Below are 20,250 nucleotides of genomic sequence, written 5' to 3'. Positions count from 1 at the left end.
CTTCGCTCGTTTCAGCGGTCGTTGTCCTCGCGCCACTTCAGGTAGTCGGCCACCGAGGCGGCGACGTCGAACTGGGGCTCGAGCCCCGTGTCCTCAGTGAGCCGGGTGATGTCGAGGTACGGGCCGTTCGAGCCGCCCGGCTGAAGGGTTACGCCCAGCGCCGACGCGAACTCGCCGTACATGAACGGGCGGCCGCTCGAGACGTTGTAGACCTCGTGGTTCAGCTTCGGTGCGGTCGTGAGCAGGGCGATCGCCCTCCCGCGTCCGGCGGCGTAGCAGACGTCGCCGCCGCCCGCGTGCACGTCCGGGGGCGGCGAGGCCGCGTTGACCAACCGCGGGATCGGGCAGAACGGCGACTCCGGATCGACCAGCGGGCCCCGGATCGTCCCGATCCGCAGCACCACCGGCTCGACGCCGCTCCCGGCGAGGCCGTGCGTCGTCAGCGGCTCGACCGCCTTCTTGAACGCGATGATCAGGTGTGGCAGGCCGACGCTCGGGAGTGAGAGGTCTTCGGTCCACGGGTTCTCGGGACGGCCGACGTACACCCCGAGGCTGCTCGCGACGGCGAATCGGCGGACGCTCCACGTGCGGGCCGCCTCCAGCGCGTTCAGCAACCCCGAAGTGTCCTGGCGGAAGAACGCGACCGGATCGGCGCCCGGGATGCTGCCCGCCAGGTGCACGATGTCCGGCCGTCGAGGAACGACGGCACCTCGACCCGCCGGTGGGCGGTGACGACCACCTCGTGGCCGAGGTCGAGGAGAGCGCGGGCGGTGTGGGCGCCGATCATGCCGAGCCCGCCGGTGACGAGGATCATCGCGCCAGGCCAGGGACGCCGCGCGCCGGGTTCTTGAACGAATCGCGCAGGAACGGCAGGTACGACGCCGAGTGGTCGTGGCCGCAGGCACACTCCTCGACGCTGCCGCCGAGCAACGCACGCGGGGTGAGGCCGGTCAGGCGCAGGCACTCGCGGCCGAGGTGCGCCTGGTCGGCGTACCCGGCCGGGCCGACGGCACCCGCCTGGGCCAGCGCGAGGAATCCCTGGAACCGCAGCGTCCGCTGGAGGACGTTCGGCGCGACGCCCACCGCGCGCAGGCAGCGGCGGCGCAGCTGGCTGGGCGAGAGCGCCAGGTGGCCGGCCAGGGTGTCGATGCCGACGGGGCGCCACGGCATCAGCAGCCGGACGGCCTCGGCGACCAGCGGGTCCACCGCGGGCGGCGGCAACCGGTCCTGGACGGCCTCGAGCGCGCGTTCCGCGGATCCCGCCGTGGCGACGGCTTCGGCCAGCCGGTCGCCGGCCAGGTCGACGTGCTGGTCGACCAGTTCGTCGAGGGGCACCGGCAGCGGGGGCGGGCACCCGGCCGGAACCGCACGCCGACGAGTGCCGTGCGCGCGGGGATGACCTCGAGCCGGGCGGCGGTCAGCGGACCGAGCAGCCGGGGCCGTCCGCCGAGCGGGAAGTGGAACTCGACGCCGCCGGTGGGCAGGTGCCGCTGGACGTACGGCGCGTCGCCGGTGCGCTGGAGCCAGACCGTCCGCACGAAGGGTGCCAGCCGCGGCACGGGCAGGCGTTCGACGTACTCGGTCACCTCCGTACCGAATCGTCCGCGCGGACCGGGGTCAAGCACCCTTGCGGAACCCGGACGATCAGGACGGGAGTAACTTGGAGGGGTGTTCCCCGAGCATCGTCCCCGCAGGCTTCGCACCACCCCGGCCATGCGCAGGCTGGTGGGCGAAACGACGCTGCGGCCACGCCAGCTGATCCTCCCGATGTTCGTCGCCGAGGGCATCGACCAGCCCCGGCCGATCTCGAGCATGCCGGGCGTCGTCCAGCACACCCGGGACACCCTGCGGAAGGCCGCCGTCGACGCGGTCAACGCCGGGGTCGGCGGGCTCATGCTCTTCGGCGTCCCGCAGACGCGCGACGCCGAAGGCTCCGGAGCTGTCGACGAACACGGCATCCTCAACGTCGCCCTGCGCGACCTGCGGCACGAGCTCGGTGACGCCACCGTGCTGATGGCCGACACCTGCCTCGACGAGTTCACCGACCACGGCCACTGCGGCGTCCTGGACGCCGACGGCGCGGTCGACAACGACGCCACCCTCCGCGTTTACGCCCAGATGGCCGTCGCGCAGGCCGAGGCCGGGGCGCACGTGCTCGGGCCGAGCGGGATGATGGACGGCCAGATCGGCGTCATCCGCCGGGCGCTCGACGAGGTCGGGTACAAGGAGACGGCGATCCTCGCGTACGCCGCCAAGTACGCCAGCGCGTTCTACGGCCCCTTCCGCGAGGCCGTCGACTCGCAGCTCAAGGGCGACCGCAAGACCTACCAGCAGGACCCGGGCAACGCCCGCGAGGCGCTGCGCGAGATCGAGCTCGACCTCGCCGAGGGCGCGGACATGGTCATGGTCAAGCCCGCGCTGTCCTATTTGGACGTCATCAAGGCGGCCGCGGACATCTCCCCGGTGCCGGTCGCGGCGTACAACATCTCGGGGGAGTACGCGATGGTCGAGGCCGCCGCGGCGAACGGGTGGCTGGACCGCGAGCGGACGATCCTCGAGGTGCTCACCTCGATCCGCCGGGCGGGCGCCGACATGATCCTCACCTACTGGGCCACCGAAGCCGCCGCCTGGCTCGACTAGAGTCCGCACGTGGCCGACACCGAGGACCTCAGCGGGCTCACCGACGACGAACGGCGGAAACTGGGCCGTTCGCCCGACCCGGTGCTGCCGGGGCAGCCGGCGCCGAAGGCCAACCCGCCCGGCGCGGTGCAGGCGTCGTTCTGGCTGTGGCTGGCGGGCGGCCTGGTGCTCATCGGCGGTCAGGTGTTCACCCTGGCCATCAAGCAGCAGCTGATCGACGCCCTGGTTCGGCAGAGCCGGGAACGGGGGCAGCAGGTCGACGCGGCGGCGATAGCCAACGGCGCCACCACGGCCTTCTGGCTGCTGCTCGGCGGGGCCGTGGTGTTCTCGCTGCTCATCGCGCTGTTCGCGTACAAGGCCCGCGAAGGCACCCGCTCGGCCCGCACGGTGCTGACCGGGTTCGCGGTCGCCTGCGTGCTGTTCCAGCTGGGCATCTTCTACAGCGTGCCCTCGATCATCGCGACCTTGCTGTTCGTGATCGCGCTGGTCCTGATGTACCTGCCGGCGGTGGCGGGCTACTTCCCGAAGGCCGGCAAGAAGCCGTGAGCGACCGGCTCTACGCCGAGTCCGGCGTGAGCTGGGCCGCCATCGTGTGGGGTCCGGTGTTCGCGCTGCTCGGCGCGCTGGCCGAGCTGGTGACCGGCGGGCCGGTGCACGTCGTGGGCTGGCTGCTGGTCGGGGCCGGGCTCTGCGCGATCACCGTGCCGTGGGTGTACGCGCGCCGCCGGTTCCTCTCGCTGGAAGTCACGACGAAGCAGCTGCGGCAGGGCCGGGAGAAGGTGCCGGCCGAGCAGCTGGCTTCGGTCACGGACGTCGGCGCCCCGGTCGGCGCGCGCGTGCTCGGCGGTGGCTGGGCGGTGCCGCGCAAGTACGACTCGCTGCCGGTGAAGCTGGCGGACGGCACGGTCGTCCTCGCCTGGGCGAAGGACGTCGAAGCCCTGCGGGACGCGCTCGACCGGCTCGTCCGGGCGGCGCCCGGGCAGGCATGAGAAAATCCCCGTTGTGATCGACCTTCCGCAGCCCACCGGGGCCGAGCTCTGGCCGCCGGAAGAACCCGGCCCGCCCGCGCGGCTGCACAAGCCGTGGCGGACGCTCGTCGCCGCCGTGGAGGTCGTGCTGGCCGTCGCCGCCGGATGGGCCGCCACCCTCTGCTGGCACAGCGCCGTCGCCACCGTCGTCACCCACACCGACGACGGCGCGACGCTGGAGTCGCACCGGTACTTCGGCGGGCTGCTCGCCGCCGCCATCGGGCTCGGCACCGTGGCCGCGATCCTGCTGGTCGACGCGGTCCGTCAGCTCGCGCTCGCCGTCCGTGCGCGGCACCGCAAGCCGAAGGCCTGATACACAGCTCCCGCACAGGGAACGAACAGTCAATTGCTAAGCAGCGGCACCAAGGTGTCCGCATGACGCGCGTGCGTGCCTCGAAGGCATGGCTGATCAACGGTGCCCTGGTCGTGCTGCTGGCCGGGGCGGGATTCGGGATATACCAGGCATTCACCCCGGCGACGAACACGGCGCAGGCGCAGACGCGCAGCACCCCGGTGCGCCGCGCGACCGTCACCGAGACCGTTTCCGCCGCCGGCACCATCGCCAGCAGCTACACCGGCGCGGCGAACTTCGCGACGGCCGGGAAGGTCACCTCGATCGACGTGAAGGTCGGCGACGTCGTCAGCGCCGGGCAGAAGCTCGCCACCATCGACAGCACGCAGGCCGCGAAGCAGCTTCAGGTCGCGAAGGCGAACCTGGCGGTCGCGCAGGACAACCTCGACGCCGCCGAGAACGCCGAAAACACTCCCGCGACCGGCCAGAACAACCAGAACAGCCAGAACAGCGCGCAGTCGGCCGCCAACAACGTCACGTCGGCGCAGGCGAAGCTGGACCAGGCCGAGCTGGACGTCCAGACCGCCCAAACCGCGCTCGACAACACGACGCTGTACGCGCCCGGCGCCGGCACGGTCACCGCGATCAACGGCGCGGTCGGGCAGCAGTCCTCCGGCGGCTCGTCGAACGGCGGCAGCGCCCAGTCGTCGTCCGGCGGCAGCGGCCAAGGCGGGCAGGGTTCCTCGAACAGCGCCGCGTCCTCGTCGAGTTCGAGTTCGAGCAGCAGCGGGTTCATCACCATCACGAACATGACCGGCCTGGTCGTCAACACCTCGGTCGCCGAGATCGACGTCAGCAAGGTCAAGACCGGCCAGAAGGCCACCGTGACGCTCAACGCGCTGCCGGACAAGCCGATCCAGGCGACCGTCGCCAGCATCAACCTCACGCCGACGACGAGCGGCAGCGTCGTCTCCTACGGCGCCCAGCTGACCCTGACCGACCCGCCGGACGGGCTGCGGCCGGGCCAGTCGGCGAGCGTCGTGATCACCGTCGCCTCCGCCGAGAACGCGCTGAGCGTGCCGGCCCCGGCGGTGCAGACCGTCGGCAGCACGAACCTCGTCACCGTGCAGGAGAACGGCCGGAACGTGACCCGCCAGGTCCAGGTCGGCCTCCGCGGCGAGTCCACCGTGCAGATCACCTCCGGCCTGACCGAAGGCGAGAACGTCGTGCTCACCGGGACGGCCACGACCGGCACCGGCACCGGCCGGACCGGCACCGGTGGCACCGGCGGGTTCCCCGGCGGCGGGACCGGTGGCTTCCCGGGCGGCGGCCAGCGCGGCACGGGCGCCGGCGGCGGCTTCGGCGGCCGCGGGTGAACCCGGTGATCGCGGTCTCCGGGCTGCGCAAGACCTACGGCGCCGGCGAGACGGCCGTGCACGCGCTGCGCGGCGTCGACCTCACCGTGTGGCCCGGCGAGTACGTCGCCATCATGGGCGCCTCCGGTTCCGGGAAGTCGACCCTGCTGAACATGCTGGGCTGCCTCGACGTGCCGACGTCCGGCCAATACCTGCTGGACGGCTTCGGCATCGGCAGGCTCAACGAACGGCAGCTGGCCCTGCTGCGCAACCGGAAGATCGGGTTCGTCTTCCAGTCGTTCAACCTGGTGCCGCGGACGTCCGCACTGTCCAATGTGGAATTACCGCTGGTCTACAGTGGAGTCCGCCGGGCACAGCGGCGCCGCCGGGCGCTCGCGGCACTGGAGATGGTCGGGTTGTCGGACCGGGCCAGGCACCTGCCGAGCGAGCTGTCCGGCGGGCAGATCCAGCGCGTCGCGGTGGCGCGGGCGCTGGTCACCGGACCGGCGATGCTGCTGGCCGACGAGCCCACCGGCAACCTCGACCGCCGCAGCACCGAAGACGTCCTCGGCGTGTTCGACCGGCTCAACCGGCTCGGCCGCACCATCGTCGTGATCACGCACGAAGACGAGGTCGCCGGGCACGCGCACCGGATCGTCCGGGTCGACGACGGCCGCATCGTCTCCGACGAGGTCACGCGCGCGGTGGGGGCGGTCTCGTGAGCTTCCTCGAAATCCTGCGCTTCGCCGTGCGCGGGCTCACCGCGAACAAGCTGCGCTCGACGCTCACCACGCTCGGCATCACCATCGGCGTCGCCGCGGTGATCCTGCTGGTCGCGGTGGGCAACGGCGCGTCCGCGGCCATCGCGGCCAGCATCCAGGGCCTCGGCACCAACGTCGTCAACGTCTCCCCGGCGCGCGGCGGCGGCCAGAGCGCGTCGGCGCGGCCGCTGACCGTGCAGGACGCGCACGCGCTCGTCGACCCCGTCGGCGCGCCGGACGTCAAGGCCGCGTCACCGGTGGTGAACACGACGGCGACGGCCACCTACGGGCAGACGTCCTACGACATCTCCAGCGTCGCGGGCACCGAACCGGCGTACTTCACCACCACCAACCGCGAGATCGCCGACGGGCAGCTCTTCACGAGCGAAGACGTCTCGACGGCGCGGAAGGTCGTCGTGCTCGGGCCGACGACCGCGCAGTCGCTCTTCGGCACGGCCGAGCCGGTCGGCAAGAACGTGCTGCTCAACAGCATCCAGTTCACGGTGATCGGCGTGCTGCAGGCCAAGGGCAGCACCGGCCTGCAGAACGCCGACGACGTCGCGATCGCGCCGATCTCGGCCGTGCAGAACTCGCTGGCCGGCTACGGCAGCCTCAGCCAGATCGCCGTCCAGGCCACCAGCGCGGACTCCGTGTCCCTGGCCCAGTCCGAGATCACGGCCATCCTCAACGCCCGCCACGGCATCCGGCTCGGCGGCACCGCCGACTACCAGATCCAGAACTCCGAGCAGCTGCTCGCGACCCGGACGTCGGCGACCCAGACGTTCACCGTGCTGCTGGCGGCGGTCGCGGCGATCTCCCTGCTCGTCGGCGGCATCGGCGTCACCAACATCATGCTCGTCACCGTGACCGAGCGGATCCGCGAGATCGGCATCCGCAAGGCCATCGGCGCGCCGCGGTCGGCCATCCTCGGCCAGTTCCTCGCCGAAGCGACCATGCTGAGCCTGTTCGGCGGGCTGCTCGGCGTCGCGATCGGCCTGGTCGGCAGCCGGTTCACCATCTCCGGCATCAAGCCCGTCGTGGTGCCGTCGTCGATCCTGCTCGCCTTCGCGGTATCCGCCCTGATCGGGCTGTTCTTCGGCAGCTTCCCGGCGAACCGGGCCGCCAAGCTGCGGCCCATCGACGCCCTGCGGCACGAATAAGGAGTCCCCGCATGTCCACCTCCACGACGACCCCGCCCGGAGACGAGCCGACGGCCGTGCTGCCTGCCGTCGAGCCGACGGCCGAGCAGATCGTCGCCAGCCCGGCGGTCGAGGGCGACCTGCACGCCGAGATGCGCCGCGCCGCGAAGCCGTTTTCCCGCACGACGCTGGTGCTGGCCGGGCTCGTCGTCCTCGCGGTCGCGTTCGGCGCGGGCGCCTGGACGCACGCGGCGTTCGGCTCTTCGTCGCCCGCGTCGCCCACCCGGCCGGCCGGGACCGCCCAGGGCGGCACCCAGGGCGCCGGCGGCCAGCCGGGCGGCGGGTTCCGCGGCGGCCGGGGCACCACGGGCACGGTCGACCACGTCGACGGCACCACGGTCTACGTCAAGACCGCGCAGGGCGACGACGTCAAGGTGTCCACTTCGGACTCGACCACGGTCGGCGTCACCCAGCCGGGCAAGCTGTCGGACCTGAAGCCGGGGGCGACGGTCGTCGTCCAGGGCCAGGCGGCCGAGGACGGCACGGTGACCGCGCAGGCCATCACCCAGCAGGCCGCGCGGTAGGCAGGTCGCCCGGGTTTGCGAGACTGGACGGGTGAGCACTGGAACCGAGCAGTCCAAGGCATGGTTCGAACGCGCCAAGGCGGCCGTCCCGGGCGGGGTGAACTCGCCGGTTCGCGCGTTCAACTCCGTCGGCGGCACCCCGCGGTTCATGGTCCGCGGCGAGGGCCCGCACCTGTGGGACGCCGACGGCAACCGCTATGTCGACCTGGTGTCGTCGTGGGGCCCGATGATCCTCGGCCACGCGCACCCGGCGGTCGTCGAGGCGGCGCGCGCGGCGGCGACGTCCGGGCTGTCGTTCGGCACGCCGACGATCGGCGAGGTCGAGCTGGCCGAGGAGATCATCGCCCGGGTCGAGCCGGTCGAGCAGGTCCGGCTGGTCAACTCGGGCACCGAGGCCACGATGAGCGCGATCCGGCTGGCCAGGGGCTTCACCGGCCGCTCGAAGATCGTGAAGTTCGCCGGCTGTTACCACGGTCACGTCGACGCGCTGCTCGCCCAGGCCGGCTCCGGCGTCGCGACGCTCGGGCTGCCGACGTCACCCGGGGTGACCGGCGCCCAGGCCGCGGACACGCTGGTGCTGCCCTACAACGACCTCGACGCCGTCCGGAAGTCCTTTGTGGACAATCCGGGTGAGATCGCCGCGGTGATCACCGAAGCGGCGGCGGGCAACATGGGTGCGGTCGCCCCGGCCGACGGCTTCAACGCGGGGCTGCGTGAGATCGCCCACGAGCACGGCGCGCTGCTCGTCATGGACGAGGTGATGACCGGGTTCCGCGTCTCGCGCGCGGGCTGGTACGGCCTCGAAGGCGTGGCCGGCGACCTCTACACGTTCGGCAAGGTGATGTCCGGCGGCCTGCCGGCCGCGGCGTTCGGCGGCCGCGCCGACGTGATGGCCAAGCTCGCCCCGGGCGGCCCGGTCTACCAGGCCGGCACGCTGTCCGGGAACCCCGTCGCCGTCGCCGCGGGCCTCGCGACGCTGCGCGCGGCCGACGACGCCGTGTACGCGGCTCTCGACGCCAACGCGAAGCGTCTCGGCTCGCTGTTCGACGCGGCGCTGAGCGAAGCCGGCGTTGCGCACAACGTCCAGTACGCGGGCAACCTGGTGAGCGTGTTCTTCGGAGAGCAGCCCGTGCGCAACTACGCCGAGGCTCAGGCGTCCGAGACGTGGCGCTTCCCGCCGTTCTTCCACGCGTTGCTCGACGGAGGCGTGTACGGGCCTCCGAGCGCGTACGAGGCCTGGTTCGTCAACGCGGCCATGGACGACGAAGCGTTCTCGGTGATCGAAGCGGCTCTCCCCGCGGCGGCGCGTGCGGCGGCTGGAGCCGTCCAGTGACGACCGTCGTCCACATGCTGCGTCACGGCGAAGTGCACAACCCCGAGAAGATCCTGTACGGCCGTCTGCCGGGCTACCGGCTCTCCGAGCGCGGACAGCGTCAGGCACTGACGGTCGCCGAAGCGGTCGCGGGTCACGACCTGGTGCACGTCGTCGCGTCGCCGCTGCAGCGGGCCCAGGAGACGGCGGCCCCGATCGCCGCGGCGCACCGGCTCGACATCGCGACCGACGAGGGCCTGATCGAGGCAGGCAACCAGTTCGAGGGCCTGCACGTCGCGGTCGGCGACGGCGCGCTGCGGGAGCCTCGCCACTGGCCGAAGCTGGTGAACCCCTTCAAGCCGTCGTGGGGCGAGCCGTACATCGAGATCGCGCACCGGATGCTGAGCGCGGTCCACCGGGCCCGCGAGGCGGCACTCGGCCACGAGGCGCTGTGCGTGTCGCACCAGCTGCCGATCTGGACGCTGCGGCGGTTCCTCGAGGGCAAGCGCCTGTGGCACGACCCACGGCGTCGCCAGTGCTCGCTGGCGTCGCTGACGTCGCTGGTGTTCGACGGCGACGAGCTGCGGGAGATCGTCTACAGCGAGCCGGCGGGCACGACGGACCCGAAGGTGACCGGGGCATGAAGCGGCTGGTGTGCGTGGCGGCGGCGGTGCTGGCACTGGCGGGCTGCAGCAGCGGCAAGGACGCGGTGGTCCAGGGCAGCAGCTTCAGTTTCGTGTCCCCGGGCGGCAAGGTCGACATCACCTACGACGTCGCCCAGCGCCAGACGGCCCCGGTGCTGGCGGGCGAAGACCTGATGCACGAGGGCAAGCAGCTGTCGCTGGCCGACTTCCCGGGCAAGGTGCTCGTGCTCAACCTGTGGGGCCAGTGGTGCGGGCCGTGCCGCACGGAGGCACCGGAGATGGAGTCGCTGGCCAAGCAGGGTGTGCAGGTGGTGGGCATCGACGTCCGTGACCCGGCGCGCGAGGTGGCGCAGGACTTCGTCCGGGACCGCGGGCTGACGTACCCGTCGATCTACGACCCGGACGGCCGGGTGCTGCTGAAGCTGACCGGTTACCCGCGCAACATCATCCCGTCGACGCTCGTGCTGGACAAGCAGCACCGGGTGGCGGCGGTGTTCCTGCGGCAGGTGCTGGCCCAGGACCTGCTGCCGGTGGTGAAGGGCCTGGACGCGGAGGCCTGACCGCCCGCCCCGCTCGGCTGGGCCGGGACGAACCGGGACCAAGGTCCTGAACTGCTGTGACCGAGGTCCTGTGAACCGGCCCCGGCGTTCTCACCCGGACCTCACTGCCTACCCTCAACGGGGTGAACTCCGTTACCGAGCTGGCGATCTCCGGACCGCTGCTGCTCGCTGCGGGCGTTGCGCTGCTCGCCGGGGCCCTCTCCTTCGCCTCGCCCTGCGTGGTGCCGCTCGTGCCGGGGTACCTCGCCTATCTCGCCGCGCTCGTCGGGGCCGATGCTCCCGCCGTCAGCGCCGACGAAGAACGCAAACAGGGCCGCTGGGCCGTCCTCGGGGCCGCTCTGCTCTTCGTGCTCGGGTTCACCGTCGTCTTCGTCGCCACCCTCGGCACGCTCGTCTGGCTCGCCGACACGCTCGTGCTCAACCAGGACCTCCTCCAGCGCATCGGCGGTGTCCTCACCATCGGCATGGCCCTCGTCTTCCTCGGCTGGATCCCCGGCCTGCAGCGGGAGGTCCGCTCGCACCGCGTCCCCGGCGGCGGGATCTGGGGTGCTCCGCTGCTCGGCGCCGTCTTCGGCCTCGGCTGGACGCCCTGCATCGGCCCCACGCTCTCCGCCGTCACCACGCTCGCCAGCGCCACCGGCGGCGCCGAGGCCCGCGGCTACCTGCTCATCGCCGTCTACTGCCTCGGCCTCGGCGTGCCGTTCCTGCTCATCGCGCTCGGTGCCCGCTGGGCCGTGCGCGCCACCGACTGGGTGCGCCGGCACGGCCGCCAGGTGCAGATCTTCGGCGGCGTGCTGCTGATGGTCGTCGGCATCCTGCTGGTCACCGGCGTCTGGGGGGATCTGATGGGCTGGCTCCGCAACGAGCTCGCCGGCGACCTGAGGCTGCCGCTGTGACGACCACCGAAGCACCCCCCGAAGCGCCCAAGCGCCACACGAGCCCGGTCCGCCGCGTCCTGGCTTTCCTGCGTAACACCTGGCGCGGCCTGACGTCGATGCGCACCGCGCTCGTCCTGCTCTTCCTGCTCGCGCTGGCCGCCCTGCCCGGGGCGCTGCTGCCGCAGCGCAAGCTGAACGCTCCCAAGGTCGACGAGTACATCGCCGCCCACGGCTGGTGGGGCACCCTGCTCGACAAGCTCGAGTTCTACGACGTCTACTCCAGCGTCTGGTTCTCGGCGATCTACCTGCTGCTGATGATCTCGCTGGTCGGCTGCCTGACCCCGCGCAGCTTCGACTACGTCAAGGCGATGCGCGCCAAGCCGGTGCTGACCCCGCGCAACCTGACGCGGATGCCGCACTACCGGCTCGGCCGCGGCGAGAACGACGTGGCCGCCGAGATCGCGGCCGTCCACAAGCACCTGTCCGGCTGGCGCCGCGTCGAGCGCGAAGAGGCCGACGGCGTCCGGACGATCTCCGCCGAACGCGGCTACCTGCGCGAAACCGGCAACCTGCTCTTCCACTTCAGCATGCTCGGCCTGATCGTCTTCTTCGCGCTCGGCAAGCTCTACGGCTACGAGGGCCAGGTCATCGTCCAGGCCGACGGCAGCACCTTCTGCAACTCCGGCATCTACAACTACGACTCCTTCAACGCGGGCCTGCGCGTCGACGGCACCGACCTCGACCCCTTCTGCGTGAAGGTCAACGACTTCACCGCGCGCTACACCGCGTCCGGCCAGCCGGACTACTACCACTCGAACATCGAGTACCAGTCCGGCCCCGACCTCGACACGAACACCTGGCGCCCGTACGGCCTCGAGGTCAACTCCCCGCTGCGGACCGCGGGCGACCGCGTCTACCTGCTCGGCCAGGGCTACTCGCCGAAGTTCACGGTCACCTTCCCGGACGGCGAGCAGCGCACGCAGAACACGCAGTGGCGCACCGTCGACCCCGGCACGATGCTCGCCGAGGGCGCCACGAAGTTCGACCAGCCCGGCATCACCGACGAGGTGCAGCGGCGGACCCGCCAGCTGGCCGTCACCGGCCTCTTCGCGCCTACGGCGTTCCTGCACGGCAACGTCCTGACGTCGTCGGCGCCGGAGCTGAAGGACCCCGCCGTCGCCGTCGACGTCCTGCGCGGCGACCTCGGCCTGGACGCCGGGCGCGGGCAGTCCGTCTTCGAGGTCGACCAGTCGCTGATCGACGACGGCCGCCTGAAGAAGGTCGCCCGCCAGAACCTCAAGGTCGGCCAGGAGATCAAGCTGGACGACGGCACCAAGATCCGCTTCGACGGCGTCGGGCACTGGGTGTCGCTGCAGGTCTCCCACGACCCGACGCAGGGATTCGTGCTCGGCTTCGCCATCGCGATGTTCCTCGGCCTCGGCGCGTCGCTGCTGGTCAAGCGCCGGCGGCTGTGGGTGCGGGTGAAGCCGGGAACCGAGGACGACCCGGGTACCGTGATCGAGGTCGCCGGACTCGCCCGCACCGACCAGGCGGGGTACGGCGAAGAGTTCCACAAGATCAGTGAACGCCTGATCAGTGGTCAGAAGGGCTGAGGCATGCCGATCAACGAGACGCTCTCGACCTACAGCGACTGGCTGTACACCACCGCCGCCGCGATCTACGTCGTCGCGCTGATGATGACGCTGATCGAACAGGGCTTCGGCGCCAAGGGCCGGCTCGCCACCGAGCGCGCCAAGCTGCGGGCCCGTGAGCTCGTCGGCGCGGGTGGGCCGCCGGTCGAGGACGTCCCTGCCGGTCAGCGCGAGGTCGGGCGTCCCGAGCGGATCGGCCGGATGGGCGCGTCGCTGCTCGTCCTCGGCGCGCTGCTGCAGCTGTCGGCGATCGTGCTGCGCGGGCTCGCCGTGCACCGCGCGCCGTGGGGCAACATGTACGAGTACGGCATGGCGGTCACCTTCATCACGGTGGTCACCTGGCTGGTCGTGATGTGGAAGTTCCCGGTCCGGCACCTGACCGGCTTCCTGCTGCTGCCCGTCGTGATCCTGATGTTCATCAACGGCACGCTGCTGTACACGACCGCGGCGCCGGTCCAGCCCGCGCTGCAGTCCTACTGGCTGGTCATCCACGTCTCGGCGGCCATCATCGGCTCCGGCGTCTTCCTGGTGCCGGGTGTCGCGAGCGTGCTTTATCTGTTCCGGTCGGCGTACGAGAAGGACGGGACCAAGTTCGCCCGGTTCGCCTCGAAGCTGCCCGCGGCCGACGTCCTCGACCGGATCGCCTACCGGACGACGATCTTCGCCTTCCCGGTGTTCACCTTCGGCGTGCTCTGCGGCGCGGTCTGGGCCGAGTCGGCGTGGGGCCGGTTCTGGGGCTGGGACCCCAAGGAGACCGTCGCGTTCATCGCCTGGGTGATCTACGCCGCCTACCTGCACTCGCGGGCGACCGCGGGCTGGCGCGGCGCCCGGGCCGCGGCGATCAACATCGTCGGGTTCGCCGCGATGATCTTCAACCTGTTCTTCGTGAACCTGGTCACGGCGGGCTTGCACTCCTACGCCGGGGTGGGCTGAGCAGACCGCGGGTACGCCGACTACCGTCGTCACCGGGGGAGTGGCGATGTCGGGCGGAGTGCGCGGAGGTTTACACCGGTGACCGGACCCAGCGAAGAATCGGCTCCTGGCCACCCCGAACAGGCTGAACAGGCGGCTGCCCCGCAGCAACCGGGGCTGTTCGCCGACGACCGGACGGACTCACACCCGCACCCGGAGACCTCGGGCGCGTACGACGTGCAGCCGACCCAGGCCGTCGCGCCGCCGCCGAACCCGGCGGCGTCGGGCCCGCATCAGGTGCCGAACCCGGTCGTGTCGGGCCCGCACCAGTTGCCGAACCCGGCGGTGTCGGGCCCGCACCAGGTGCCGAACCCGGCGGTGTCCGGGCCGCACCAGGTGCCGCCGTACGGCTACGACCAGAACCTGCCGCCGCTGCACCCGCAGTACGACCCGGCGCAGCAGTACGCCCAGGCCCAGGCGCAGTACCCGCCGCAGCAGCAGCCCGGCCTGCCCCAGCCGCAGGGCGGCAGGCACGCGGCGCCGCCGCAGCCGGGCCACGGTCACGACCTGTCGACCGCGCACCTGGTCAAGCAGACCAAGCGGCCCCCGCAGTCGGGCTGGCGCAAGGCCGTCTACCTCGGCAGCGGCAAGCTGATCAACCCGGGCGAGAGCCCGGCCGACACCCAGCGCCGCGACCTCATCGCGCGCGTCAACCAGCCGCTGCGCGGGTGCTACAAGATCGCGATGCTGTCGCTCAAGGGCGGCGTCGGCAAGACGACCGTGACGACGACACTGGGCTCGACGTTCGCGTCGCTGCGCGGCGACCGCGTCGTGGCCGTGGACGCCAACCCCGACCGCGGCACGCTGTCGCAGAAGATCCCGCTGGAGACCACCGCCACGGTCCGTCACCTGCTGCGCGACGCGGCCCGCATCACGCGCTACAGCGACGTGCGGTCCTACACGTCCCAGGGCGCCAGCCGGCTGGAAATCCTCGCCAGCGAGCAGGATCCGGCCGTTTCCGAGGCCTTCTCCGAAGACGACTACCGGCGCACGGTCAACCTGCTGGAGCACTTCTACAACATCGTGCTGACCGACTGCGGGACCGGCCTGATGCACTCGGCGATGAAGGGTGTCCTGGACGTCGCGGACGCGCTGGTCGTGGTGTCCTCGGGCTCGGTCGACGGCGCCCGCAGCGCCTCGGCGACGCTGGACTGGCTCGAGGCGCACGGCTACGGCGAGCTGGTGAAACGCTCGGTGGCGGTGATCAACTCGGTCCGGCCCAAGGGCGGCTCGGTCGACCTCGACAAGCTGTCGGCGCACTTCGGCGCCAAGGTCCGCGCGGTCTGCCGCGTGCCGTTCGACCCGCACCTGGAAGAGGGCGCGGAGATCGAGCTGGACCGCCTGTCCGGCGACACGCGCCTGGCCCTGCTGGAGCTGGCCGCGACCGTCGCCGACGGCTTCGCCACCCCGCTTTCCCAGGGTTACCGCTGATCCGCGCGACCTTGGCTAGTGGTCTTCGTCCCGGCGTTTGCGTTGCTGTTCGGCCAGCTGGCGCAGGAAGTCGGGATCGTCGTCCGGGGCGATCGGGGCGCGGCGGGGGGCCGAGGTGACCCCGATCCGCTGGCCGGCGAACGACCGCCACAGGAGCAGGGCGACGACCAGCGCGCCGACCGCCGCGAGCAGAGCGAGCATGCCGGATCCTTCCGTGTGGGTCCCCCGAGGTTAACCCGTCGGGCCGGGTTTCGGCCCGAACCGCCTCGGGTGGGGTGACGACCGGAACAGGTGCCCCTGGTCCGGATACGGCTCCGGCGTGCGGACGGTTCGCGAAAACCCGCGTGAACCCTCCGGAAAACCGAAGGGCCGTGCGGGGCCGGGGAGCGGTCCCCGTGCCCGGCACGGCCCTGGCGTCGGGTGGTTCAGGCCTTGCGAGCCGGTTCGCTGGCGTCCGTGGTCAGCTCCGCGAGGAGCTCGTTGACCTCGGATTCCCGGAACCGCCGGTGCCCGCCCGGGGTCCGGATCGAGCCGATCCGGCCCGCGGTCGCCCACCGGGTCACGGTCTTCGGGTCCACCCGGAACAGCGCCGCCACCTCGCCAGGGGTGAGCAGGCGTCCGCCCATCGTCGCGGTCATTTTCCGCCTCCTTAACGACCTCACTGCTATACCGGAGGCGTCCGGGCCCTTCTGGCCCGTCGCGCCGGGGTAGCCAACACGGCAATCGTTGCACTTCACCCGTCGGGTACTCGAACGGTTGTCCTTGAGTAAAGAGCCCTTAAAGGTCAAAACGGACATGATGTTTACCTTCGGCAACCGGCCGTCCGGCGAGCTGACGTGCGGAGACGTGATTCCGGCGGGTCACCGGCCGTCAGGCGTGGTGCCAATGGGGGATTGTCCAACCGCATAGAGTGATCCCGTGGATCAGTTGGACCGGAAGATCATCGCGGCGTTGCGCATCAACGGACGGGCCACCTACGCCGACCTCGGACGGGCCGTCGGGTTGTCCGCGTCGTCGGTGCACGAGCGGGTCGGCAAGCTGGAAGCCGCCGGCGTGATCACCGGCTACCACGCGGTCGTCGACCCGAACTCGGTCGGCCTCGGCGTCACCGCCCTCGTCAGCATCCACCCGACCGACACCGCGACGGAGGACGACGTCGCCGACGCGCTCGCCGAGCTCGACGAGGTCGAGAGCTGCTACGCGGTGGCGGGTGACGAAGCGTTCGTCGTCAAGGTGCGCGTGTCGACCGTCGACGAGCTGGAGCGGACCCTCGGCCGGCTCCGCCGCATCCCCGGCGTCGGGCGGACGAACACGACCGTCGTGCTTTCGACCCGCTTCGAGGGCCGCCCGAACAACGCGGGCCTGCAACGGGACCGCACCGGCGGGGCGTAGCCTGCGTTGGTGTGAGCGACGAGAAGGCCCCCAACCTGGCCCGTGACCTGACGCTGTACCTGCTGGCCCGGTTCCTGCTGGTCGCGGTGATCGCCTGGGTGCTGACGCTGGTGGGCGTGCCGCTGCTGGTCGCCCTGCTCATCGGCCTCGTCGTCGGGCTGCCGCTCGGCCTGCTGCTGTTCCGTTCGCTCAACGCCCGCGTCACGGCCGGCCTCGCGAAGCGCAACGAGAAGCGCGCCCGGGCCCGCGCCGAGCTGCGCGCGCAGCTGCGCGGTGACGCGCCGGGCGCGACCGAATGAGCCGCCCGCACGCGCGCAGCTGGGTGCGCGAGGCCGTCCGGATCATCGAGGCCGACGCCAACCGCAGCGCCGACACGCACCTGCACGTCTTCCCGCTGCCCCCGGAGTGGGGCATCGACCTCTACCTCAAGGACGAGTCCGTCCACCCGACCGGCTCGCTCAAGCACCGGCTGGCCCGGTCGCTGTTCCTCTACGGGCTGGTCAACGGCCAGATCGGGCCGGACACCGTGCTCGTCGAGGCCTCCAGCGGGTCGACGGCGGTGTCCGAGGCCTACTTCGCCCGCATGCTCGGCCTGCGCTTCATCACCGTCGTGCCGCGGCGCACGTCGAAGGAGAAGATCGCGCTCATCGAGTTCTACGGCGGCGAGTGCCACTTCGTCGACGAAGCGCCGGCGATGTACCCCGAGGCCGAGCGGCTCGCGGCCGAGTGCGGCGGGCACTACCTCGACCAGTTCACCTATGCCGAGCGCGCGACGGACTGGCGCGGCAACAACAACATCGCCGAGTCGGTGTTCGCGCAGATGCGCTCCGAGCGCCACCCGGTGCCGACGTGGATCGTCGTCGGCGCGGGCACGGGCGGCACCAGCGCGACCTTCGGCCGGTACGTCCGCTACAAGCGGCACACGACGAAGATCTGCGTCGTCGACCCGGAGAACTCGTCGTTCTACGGCGCCTGGGAGACCGGCGCGCTCGACTACGCCACCGGCATGCCGTCACGCATCGAAGGGATCGGGCGGCCCCGCTGCGAACCGTCGTTCGTGCCCGGCGTCATCGACGAGATGTTCCAGATCCCCGACGCGGGCTCCCTGGCCGCTATCCGGCTGCTGCGCGAGCGCACCGGCCACTGGGCGGGCGGCTCGACCGGCACGAACCTCTACGGCGCGTTCCGGCTCATCTCGCGCATGGTCGAGGACGGCCAGGCGGGCAGCGTCGTGACCCTGCTCTGCGACGGCGGCGAGCGGTACGCGCACACCTACTACAACGACGAGTGGGTCGCGCAGCAGGGCCTCGACCTTGCGCCGCACACCGCGTTGTTCGAGGAGTTCCTGACGACGGGGAAGTTCCCGGAGCTCTAGAAGCTCAGCGCGACCGCCGCCAAGACCGCCCAGGCGAGCATCGCCAGGCCGGTGTCGCGCAACGCGGGGATCAGCTCGCGCCCGTGCGCGCCGCCGCCGACCGCGCGGACCGACTTCAGCAGCATCGGCGCCGTGATCAGGGTGATGAGCAGGAACGGGTGGAAGACCCCCAGCACGATGCTCAGCACGTACGGCACGGCGACCAGCACCAGGTAGAGCCGCCGGGTACCGCCGTCGCCGAGGCGGGTCGCGAGGGTGCGCTTGCCGGACTCGATGTCCGTCGGGATGTCACGCAGGTTGTTGGCCGTCAGGACCGCCGTCGAAAAACAGCCGACCGCGACCGCGCACGCCAGCGCCGCCCAGCTCACCCGGCCCGCCTGGACGTACACCGTGCCGAGGACGCCCGCCAGGCCGAAGAACACGAACACGGCGATCTCGCCGAAGCCGTAGTAGCCGTACGGCTTCTTGCCGCCGGTGTAGAACCAGGCGCCGAGGATGCACAGCGCCCCCATCGCCAGCAGCCACCAGTGCCCGCTGACGGCCACGAGGACCAGGCCCAGCACCCCGGCCAGTCCCAGTGCGGCCAACGCGGCGGTCAGCACGGCCTTCGGCGCGGCCACACCCGAGCCGACCAGCCGCAGCGGGCCGACGCGGTTCTCGTCGGTGCCGCGGATGCCGTCGGAGTAGTCGTTGGCGTAGTTGACGCCGACGATCAGCGAGAGCGAAACCAGCAGCGCCAGCACCGAACGCCACCACGAGAACGCGTCCAGCGCGATCGCCGCGCCGACACCCGCCACCACCGGCGCCACCGCGTTGGGCAGTGTCCGCGGCCGGGCCCCTTCGATCCACTCGCTCAAGCTCGCCATGGCGCCATTCAACGCCATGTCGATCAATCGCCGCCGGGAACCCGGGAAGTCAGTCGGTCGTCGGCAGCTGCCAGGTCAGCGTGCCGCTGTTCGGCTCGACGGCGGGCGGGTCGGCCAGCGCGGCACCCCCGGTGAGCAGGAGCCCCAGCGCGACGGCGGCACCGATGAGTGCGGTCCTGATCGAGCGCGTCATGGTGGGTAGCCAAACGGGTGCACCCCGTGCATGTCAACGAAGTGCGGCCATTCAGTCGCCCAAACCCGACGCAAGTCGCGTCTTCACGGCCGCCCGGTCGATCTTGCCCGGCCCGCGAAGCGGCAGCTCGGCGCCGTATTCGATGCGCTTCGGGGTCGCCGCCGCGCCCAGCTCCGCCCGGACCGCCGCGCGCAGGTCGCCCGGCTCACCCGACGGGACGACCAGCGCCACCACGGCCTCGCCCCACTCCGGGTCCGGCAGGCCGACGACGCAGGCGTCGCGCACGCCCGGCTGGGCGCACAGGCAGCGTTCGACCGCGTCCGCGGACACCTTCACCCCGCCGGTGTTGATCATGTCGTCGGCCCGGCCGAGGACCTCCAGACGGCCGTCCGCGTGCCGGACGCCACGATCGGACGTCGTGAACCAGCCACCGGAGAAGGACTCCGCGGTCAGGTCCGGCCGCCGCCGGTAGCCGTGCGCGAGGACGTCGCCGGCGATGCGGATCCGCTCACCGGAGACGTCGACGCGGACGCCGTCGAGCGGGAAGCCGTCGTAGACGCAGCCGCTGGCCGTCTCGCTCATCCCGTACGCGGGCACGATCGCCACGCCGGCGTCGGCCGCGCGCTCGCGCAGGGCCGCCGAGGTTGCCGCCGCGCCGACCACGATCGCGTCGAACGTCTTCGCCGCGGCCAGGCCCGCGCCGCCGTCGTCGAGCAGCCGGACCAGCTGGGTCGGCACCAGCGCCGTGTACCGCGGGCTGCCGGTGAGCCGCGCCGCCGCGGACGCGAAGTCGTCCGGCCGGAAGCCGTGGCCGGTCAGGTACGCGGGCTCGGTACCGGCCAGCAGCGACCGGACCAGCACCTGCAGCCCGCCGATGTAGTGCGCCGGGGTGGCCAGCAGCCAGTGACCGGGGCCGCCCAGGCGGGCGTGCGTGGCCGTGGCGGACGCGGTCAGCGCCCGGGCCGAGAGCAGCACGCCCTTCGGCGCGCCGGTCGAGCCCGAAGTGGCGATGACCACGGCCGTGTCCGGCTCGGCGGGCTCGGCCGGGGCCATCGCGTCGCGCAGCGCTGGATCGGTGAACGGCAGCACGGCCGGGCCGCCGTCCAAGGCGGCCGCGATCGCGTGCTTCAGCGCGTCGAGGGCCCCTGGCGAGCCGTCGAGATGGAGGGGGCGCAG

Annotated in this window: 26 protein-coding genes and 1 pseudogene; 18 read left to right on the top strand and 9 right to left on the bottom strand. The window is 71.8% G+C overall.

All coding sequences use genetic code 11. From position 1 onward, the window contains the following. Positions 1 to 11: 11 nt before the first annotated feature. The 4 genes and pseudogenes from BT341_RS03605 to BT341_RS47800 all read right to left on the bottom strand — a co-directional run. On the bottom strand, positions 12 to 614 hold the full coding sequence (locus tag BT341_RS03605; protein ID WP_245804878.1) for an NAD-dependent epimerase/dehydratase family protein: 603 nt from the start codon (positions 612 to 614) through the stop codon (positions 12 to 14). Continuing rightward, positions 608 to 814, bottom strand: coding sequence for an NAD-dependent epimerase/dehydratase family protein (locus BT341_RS46265; RefSeq protein ID WP_245804877.1), 207 nt, complete (start codon positions 812 to 814; stop codon positions 608 to 610). Before BT341_RS46265 ends, BT341_RS03605 begins: the two co-directional genes overlap by 7 nt. Then, the gene (locus BT341_RS03600) at positions 811 to 1,335 is read right to left on the bottom strand and encodes a helix-turn-helix transcriptional regulator (protein WP_245804876.1); all 525 of its coding nucleotides are present in this window, start codon (positions 1,333 to 1,335) and stop codon (positions 811 to 813) included. Before BT341_RS03600 ends, BT341_RS46265 begins: the two co-directional genes overlap by 4 nt. Before the next feature lie 74 nt (positions 1,336 to 1,409). Continuing rightward, positions 1,410 to 1,715, bottom strand: a pseudogene (locus BT341_RS47800) (hypothetical protein); the annotation flags it as partial. Here BT341_RS47800 and hemB point away from each other — a divergent pair. From hemB to BT341_RS03525, 15 genes are all read left to right on the top strand, one after another. Continuing rightward, a complete protein-coding gene (hemB, locus tag BT341_RS03595) occupies positions 1,669 to 2,640 on the top strand; it encodes a porphobilinogen synthase (RefSeq protein ID WP_072474906.1) in 972 nt (323 codons plus the stop codon). The pseudogene BT341_RS47800 and the gene hemB overlap by 47 nt on opposite strands. Positions 2,641 to 2,649: 9 nt before the next feature. Continuing rightward, positions 2,650 to 3,186 carry a hypothetical protein gene (locus BT341_RS03590; RefSeq protein ID WP_072474905.1) on the top strand — a complete coding sequence of 179 codons (537 nt, stop codon included), beginning with the start codon at positions 2,650 to 2,652 and terminating at the stop codon, positions 3,184 to 3,186. After that, positions 3,183 to 3,629, top strand: a complete 447-nt coding sequence (locus BT341_RS03585) for a hypothetical protein (protein ID WP_072474904.1) — start codon at positions 3,183 to 3,185, stop codon at positions 3,627 to 3,629. The genes BT341_RS03590 and BT341_RS03585 overlap by 4 nt, the downstream gene beginning before the upstream one ends. A 13-nt stretch (positions 3,630 to 3,642) precedes the next feature. After that, entirely contained in the window at positions 3,643 to 3,981 is a 339-nt protein-coding gene (locus tag BT341_RS03580) for a hypothetical protein (protein ID WP_072474903.1), read from the top strand. 62 nt (positions 3,982 to 4,043) lie between these two features. Then, complete coding sequence (locus BT341_RS03575) at positions 4,044 to 5,336, top strand: efflux RND transporter periplasmic adaptor subunit (RefSeq protein WP_072474902.1); 1,293 nt, start codon at positions 4,044 to 4,046, stop codon at positions 5,334 to 5,336. Beyond that, positions 5,333 to 6,037, top strand: coding sequence for an ABC transporter ATP-binding protein (locus tag BT341_RS03570; RefSeq protein WP_072474901.1), 705 nt, complete (start codon positions 5,333 to 5,335; stop codon positions 6,035 to 6,037). Before BT341_RS03575 ends, BT341_RS03570 begins: the two co-directional genes overlap by 4 nt. Then, on the top strand, positions 6,034 to 7,236 hold the full coding sequence (locus tag BT341_RS03565; RefSeq protein WP_072474900.1) for an ABC transporter permease: 1,203 nt from the start codon (positions 6,034 to 6,036) through the stop codon (positions 7,234 to 7,236). The genes BT341_RS03570 and BT341_RS03565 overlap by 4 nt, the downstream gene beginning before the upstream one ends. A gap of 11 nt (positions 7,237 to 7,247) precedes the next feature. Beyond that, positions 7,248 to 7,799 carry a hypothetical protein gene (locus BT341_RS03560; RefSeq protein ID WP_072474899.1) on the top strand — a complete coding sequence of 184 codons (552 nt, stop codon included), beginning with the start codon at positions 7,248 to 7,250 and terminating at the stop codon, positions 7,797 to 7,799. 31 nt (positions 7,800 to 7,830) lie between these two features. Further along, entirely contained in the window at positions 7,831 to 9,132 is a 1,302-nt protein-coding gene (gene hemL, locus BT341_RS03555; RefSeq protein ID WP_072474898.1) for a glutamate-1-semialdehyde 2,1-aminomutase, read from the top strand. Continuing rightward, on the top strand, positions 9,129 to 9,755 hold the full coding sequence (locus tag BT341_RS03550; protein WP_072474897.1) for a histidine phosphatase family protein: 627 nt from the start codon (positions 9,129 to 9,131) through the stop codon (positions 9,753 to 9,755). The genes hemL and BT341_RS03550 overlap by 4 nt, the downstream gene beginning before the upstream one ends. Next, positions 9,752 to 10,315, top strand: a complete 564-nt coding sequence (locus BT341_RS03545; RefSeq protein ID WP_072474896.1) for a TlpA family protein disulfide reductase — start codon at positions 9,752 to 9,754, stop codon at positions 10,313 to 10,315. The genes BT341_RS03550 and BT341_RS03545 overlap by 4 nt, the downstream gene beginning before the upstream one ends. Before the next feature lie 122 nt (positions 10,316 to 10,437). Next, positions 10,438 to 11,211, top strand: a complete 774-nt coding sequence (locus BT341_RS03540) for a cytochrome c biogenesis CcdA family protein (protein ID WP_072474895.1) — start codon at positions 10,438 to 10,440, stop codon at positions 11,209 to 11,211. Beyond that, positions 11,208 to 12,806 carry a cytochrome c biogenesis protein ResB gene (gene resB, locus BT341_RS03535; protein WP_072474894.1) on the top strand — a complete coding sequence of 533 codons (1,599 nt, stop codon included), beginning with the start codon at positions 11,208 to 11,210 and terminating at the stop codon, positions 12,804 to 12,806. Before BT341_RS03540 ends, resB begins: the two co-directional genes overlap by 4 nt. Positions 12,807 to 12,809: 3 nt before the next feature. Further along, complete coding sequence (ccsB, locus tag BT341_RS03530; RefSeq protein ID WP_072474893.1) at positions 12,810 to 13,778, top strand: c-type cytochrome biogenesis protein CcsB; 969 nt, start codon at positions 12,810 to 12,812, stop codon at positions 13,776 to 13,778. 78 nt (positions 13,779 to 13,856) lie between these two features. Then, positions 13,857 to 15,248: a MinD/ParA family ATP-binding protein gene (locus tag BT341_RS03525; RefSeq protein WP_072474892.1), complete on the top strand. Its 1,392-nt coding sequence runs from the start codon at positions 13,857 to 13,859 to the stop codon at positions 15,246 to 15,248. A 15-nt stretch (positions 15,249 to 15,263) separates the two neighbouring features. On the opposite strand, the gene BT341_RS03520 is transcribed toward BT341_RS03525, so the two are convergent. Beyond that, on the bottom strand, positions 15,264 to 15,449 hold the full coding sequence (locus BT341_RS03520) for a hypothetical protein (protein WP_072474891.1): 186 nt from the start codon (positions 15,447 to 15,449) through the stop codon (positions 15,264 to 15,266). Positions 15,450 to 15,673: 224 nt separating this feature from the next. Continuing rightward, complete coding sequence (locus tag BT341_RS03515; RefSeq protein ID WP_072474890.1) at positions 15,674 to 15,886, bottom strand: BldC family transcriptional regulator; 213 nt, start codon at positions 15,884 to 15,886, stop codon at positions 15,674 to 15,676. Between the two features lie 280 nt (positions 15,887 to 16,166). Here BT341_RS03515 and BT341_RS03510 point away from each other — a divergent pair, with 280 nt between their 5' ends. Genes BT341_RS03510 through cds1 form a run of 3 tightly spaced genes read left to right on the top strand, consistent with a single transcriptional unit; the run spans position 16,167 to position 18,015 of the window. Beyond that, entirely contained in the window at positions 16,167 to 16,640 is a 474-nt protein-coding gene (locus tag BT341_RS03510) for an Lrp/AsnC family transcriptional regulator (protein ID WP_072474889.1), read from the top strand. Between the two features lie 11 nt (positions 16,641 to 16,651). Next, positions 16,652 to 16,939 carry a DUF4229 domain-containing protein gene (locus BT341_RS03505; RefSeq protein WP_072474888.1) on the top strand — a complete coding sequence of 96 codons (288 nt, stop codon included), beginning with the start codon at positions 16,652 to 16,654 and terminating at the stop codon, positions 16,937 to 16,939. Then, complete coding sequence (gene cds1, locus BT341_RS03500; RefSeq protein WP_072474887.1) at positions 16,936 to 18,015, top strand: L-cysteine desulfhydrase Cds1; 1,080 nt, start codon at positions 16,936 to 16,938, stop codon at positions 18,013 to 18,015. The genes BT341_RS03505 and cds1 overlap by 4 nt, the downstream gene beginning before the upstream one ends. Here the strand turns inward: cds1 and BT341_RS03495 are convergent. The 3 genes from BT341_RS03495 to menE are packed head-to-tail and all read right to left on the bottom strand — an operon-like array spanning position 18,012 to position 20,250. After that, a complete protein-coding gene (locus BT341_RS03495; protein WP_072474886.1) occupies positions 18,012 to 18,881 on the bottom strand; it encodes a 1,4-dihydroxy-2-naphthoate polyprenyltransferase in 870 nt (289 codons plus the stop codon). The two genes, cds1 and BT341_RS03495, sit on opposite strands and share 4 nt — an antisense overlap. A gap of 49 nt (positions 18,882 to 18,930) precedes the next feature. Beyond that, positions 18,931 to 19,074 carry a hypothetical protein gene (locus tag BT341_RS45155; protein WP_177328726.1) on the bottom strand — a complete coding sequence of 48 codons (144 nt, stop codon included), beginning with the start codon at positions 19,072 to 19,074 and terminating at the stop codon, positions 18,931 to 18,933. Positions 19,075 to 19,125: 51 nt separating this feature from the next. Next, positions 19,126 to 20,250 carry an o-succinylbenzoate--CoA ligase gene (gene menE / locus BT341_RS03490; RefSeq protein ID WP_072474885.1) on the bottom strand — a complete coding sequence of 375 codons (1,125 nt, stop codon included), beginning with the start codon at positions 20,248 to 20,250 and terminating at the stop codon, positions 19,126 to 19,128.

Origin of the sequence: Amycolatopsis australiensis, from assembly GCF_900119165.1 — a bacterium.
Classification (GTDB): domain Bacteria; phylum Actinomycetota; class Actinomycetes; order Mycobacteriales; family Pseudonocardiaceae; genus Amycolatopsis; species Amycolatopsis australiensis.
The sequence above is the reverse complement of the archived record's forward strand: the minus strand, read 5'-3'. Positions and strand labels throughout refer to the sequence as shown.

What these genes read in the sequence shown, in the direction of transcription:
- ccsB (WP_072474893.1), top strand. Translation starts at nt 12,810, where the DNA reads ATGCCGATCAACGAGACGCTCTCGACCTACAGCGACTGGCTGTACACC.
- BT341_RS03520 (WP_072474891.1), bottom strand. Translation starts at nt 15,449, where the DNA reads ATGCTCGCTCTGCTCGCGGCGGTCGGCGCGCTGGTCGTCGCCCTGCTC.
- BT341_RS03495 (WP_072474886.1), bottom strand. Translation starts at nt 18,881, where the DNA reads ATGGCGAGCTTGAGCGAGTGGATCGAAGGGGCCCGGCCGCGGACACTG.
- BT341_RS03575 (WP_072474902.1), top strand. Translation starts at nt 4,044, where the DNA reads ATGACGCGCGTGCGTGCCTCGAAGGCATGGCTGATCAACGGTGCCCTG.
- BT341_RS03560 (WP_072474899.1), top strand. Translation starts at nt 7,248, where the DNA reads ATGTCCACCTCCACGACGACCCCGCCCGGAGACGAGCCGACGGCCGTG.
- BT341_RS45155 (WP_177328726.1), bottom strand. Translation starts at nt 19,074, where the DNA reads ATGACGCGCTCGATCAGGACCGCACTCATCGGTGCCGCCGTCGCGCTG.
- BT341_RS03545 (WP_072474896.1), top strand. Translation starts at nt 9,752, where the DNA reads ATGAAGCGGCTGGTGTGCGTGGCGGCGGCGGTGCTGGCACTGGCGGGC.
- BT341_RS03515 (WP_072474890.1), bottom strand. Translation starts at nt 15,886, where the DNA reads ATGACCGCGACGATGGGCGGACGCCTGCTCACCCCTGGCGAGGTGGCG.
- BT341_RS46265 (WP_245804877.1), bottom strand. Translation starts at nt 814, where the DNA reads ATGATCCTCGTCACCGGCGGGCTCGGCATGATCGGCGCCCACACCGCC.
- cds1 (WP_072474887.1), top strand. Translation starts at nt 16,936, where the DNA reads ATGAGCCGCCCGCACGCGCGCAGCTGGGTGCGCGAGGCCGTCCGGATC.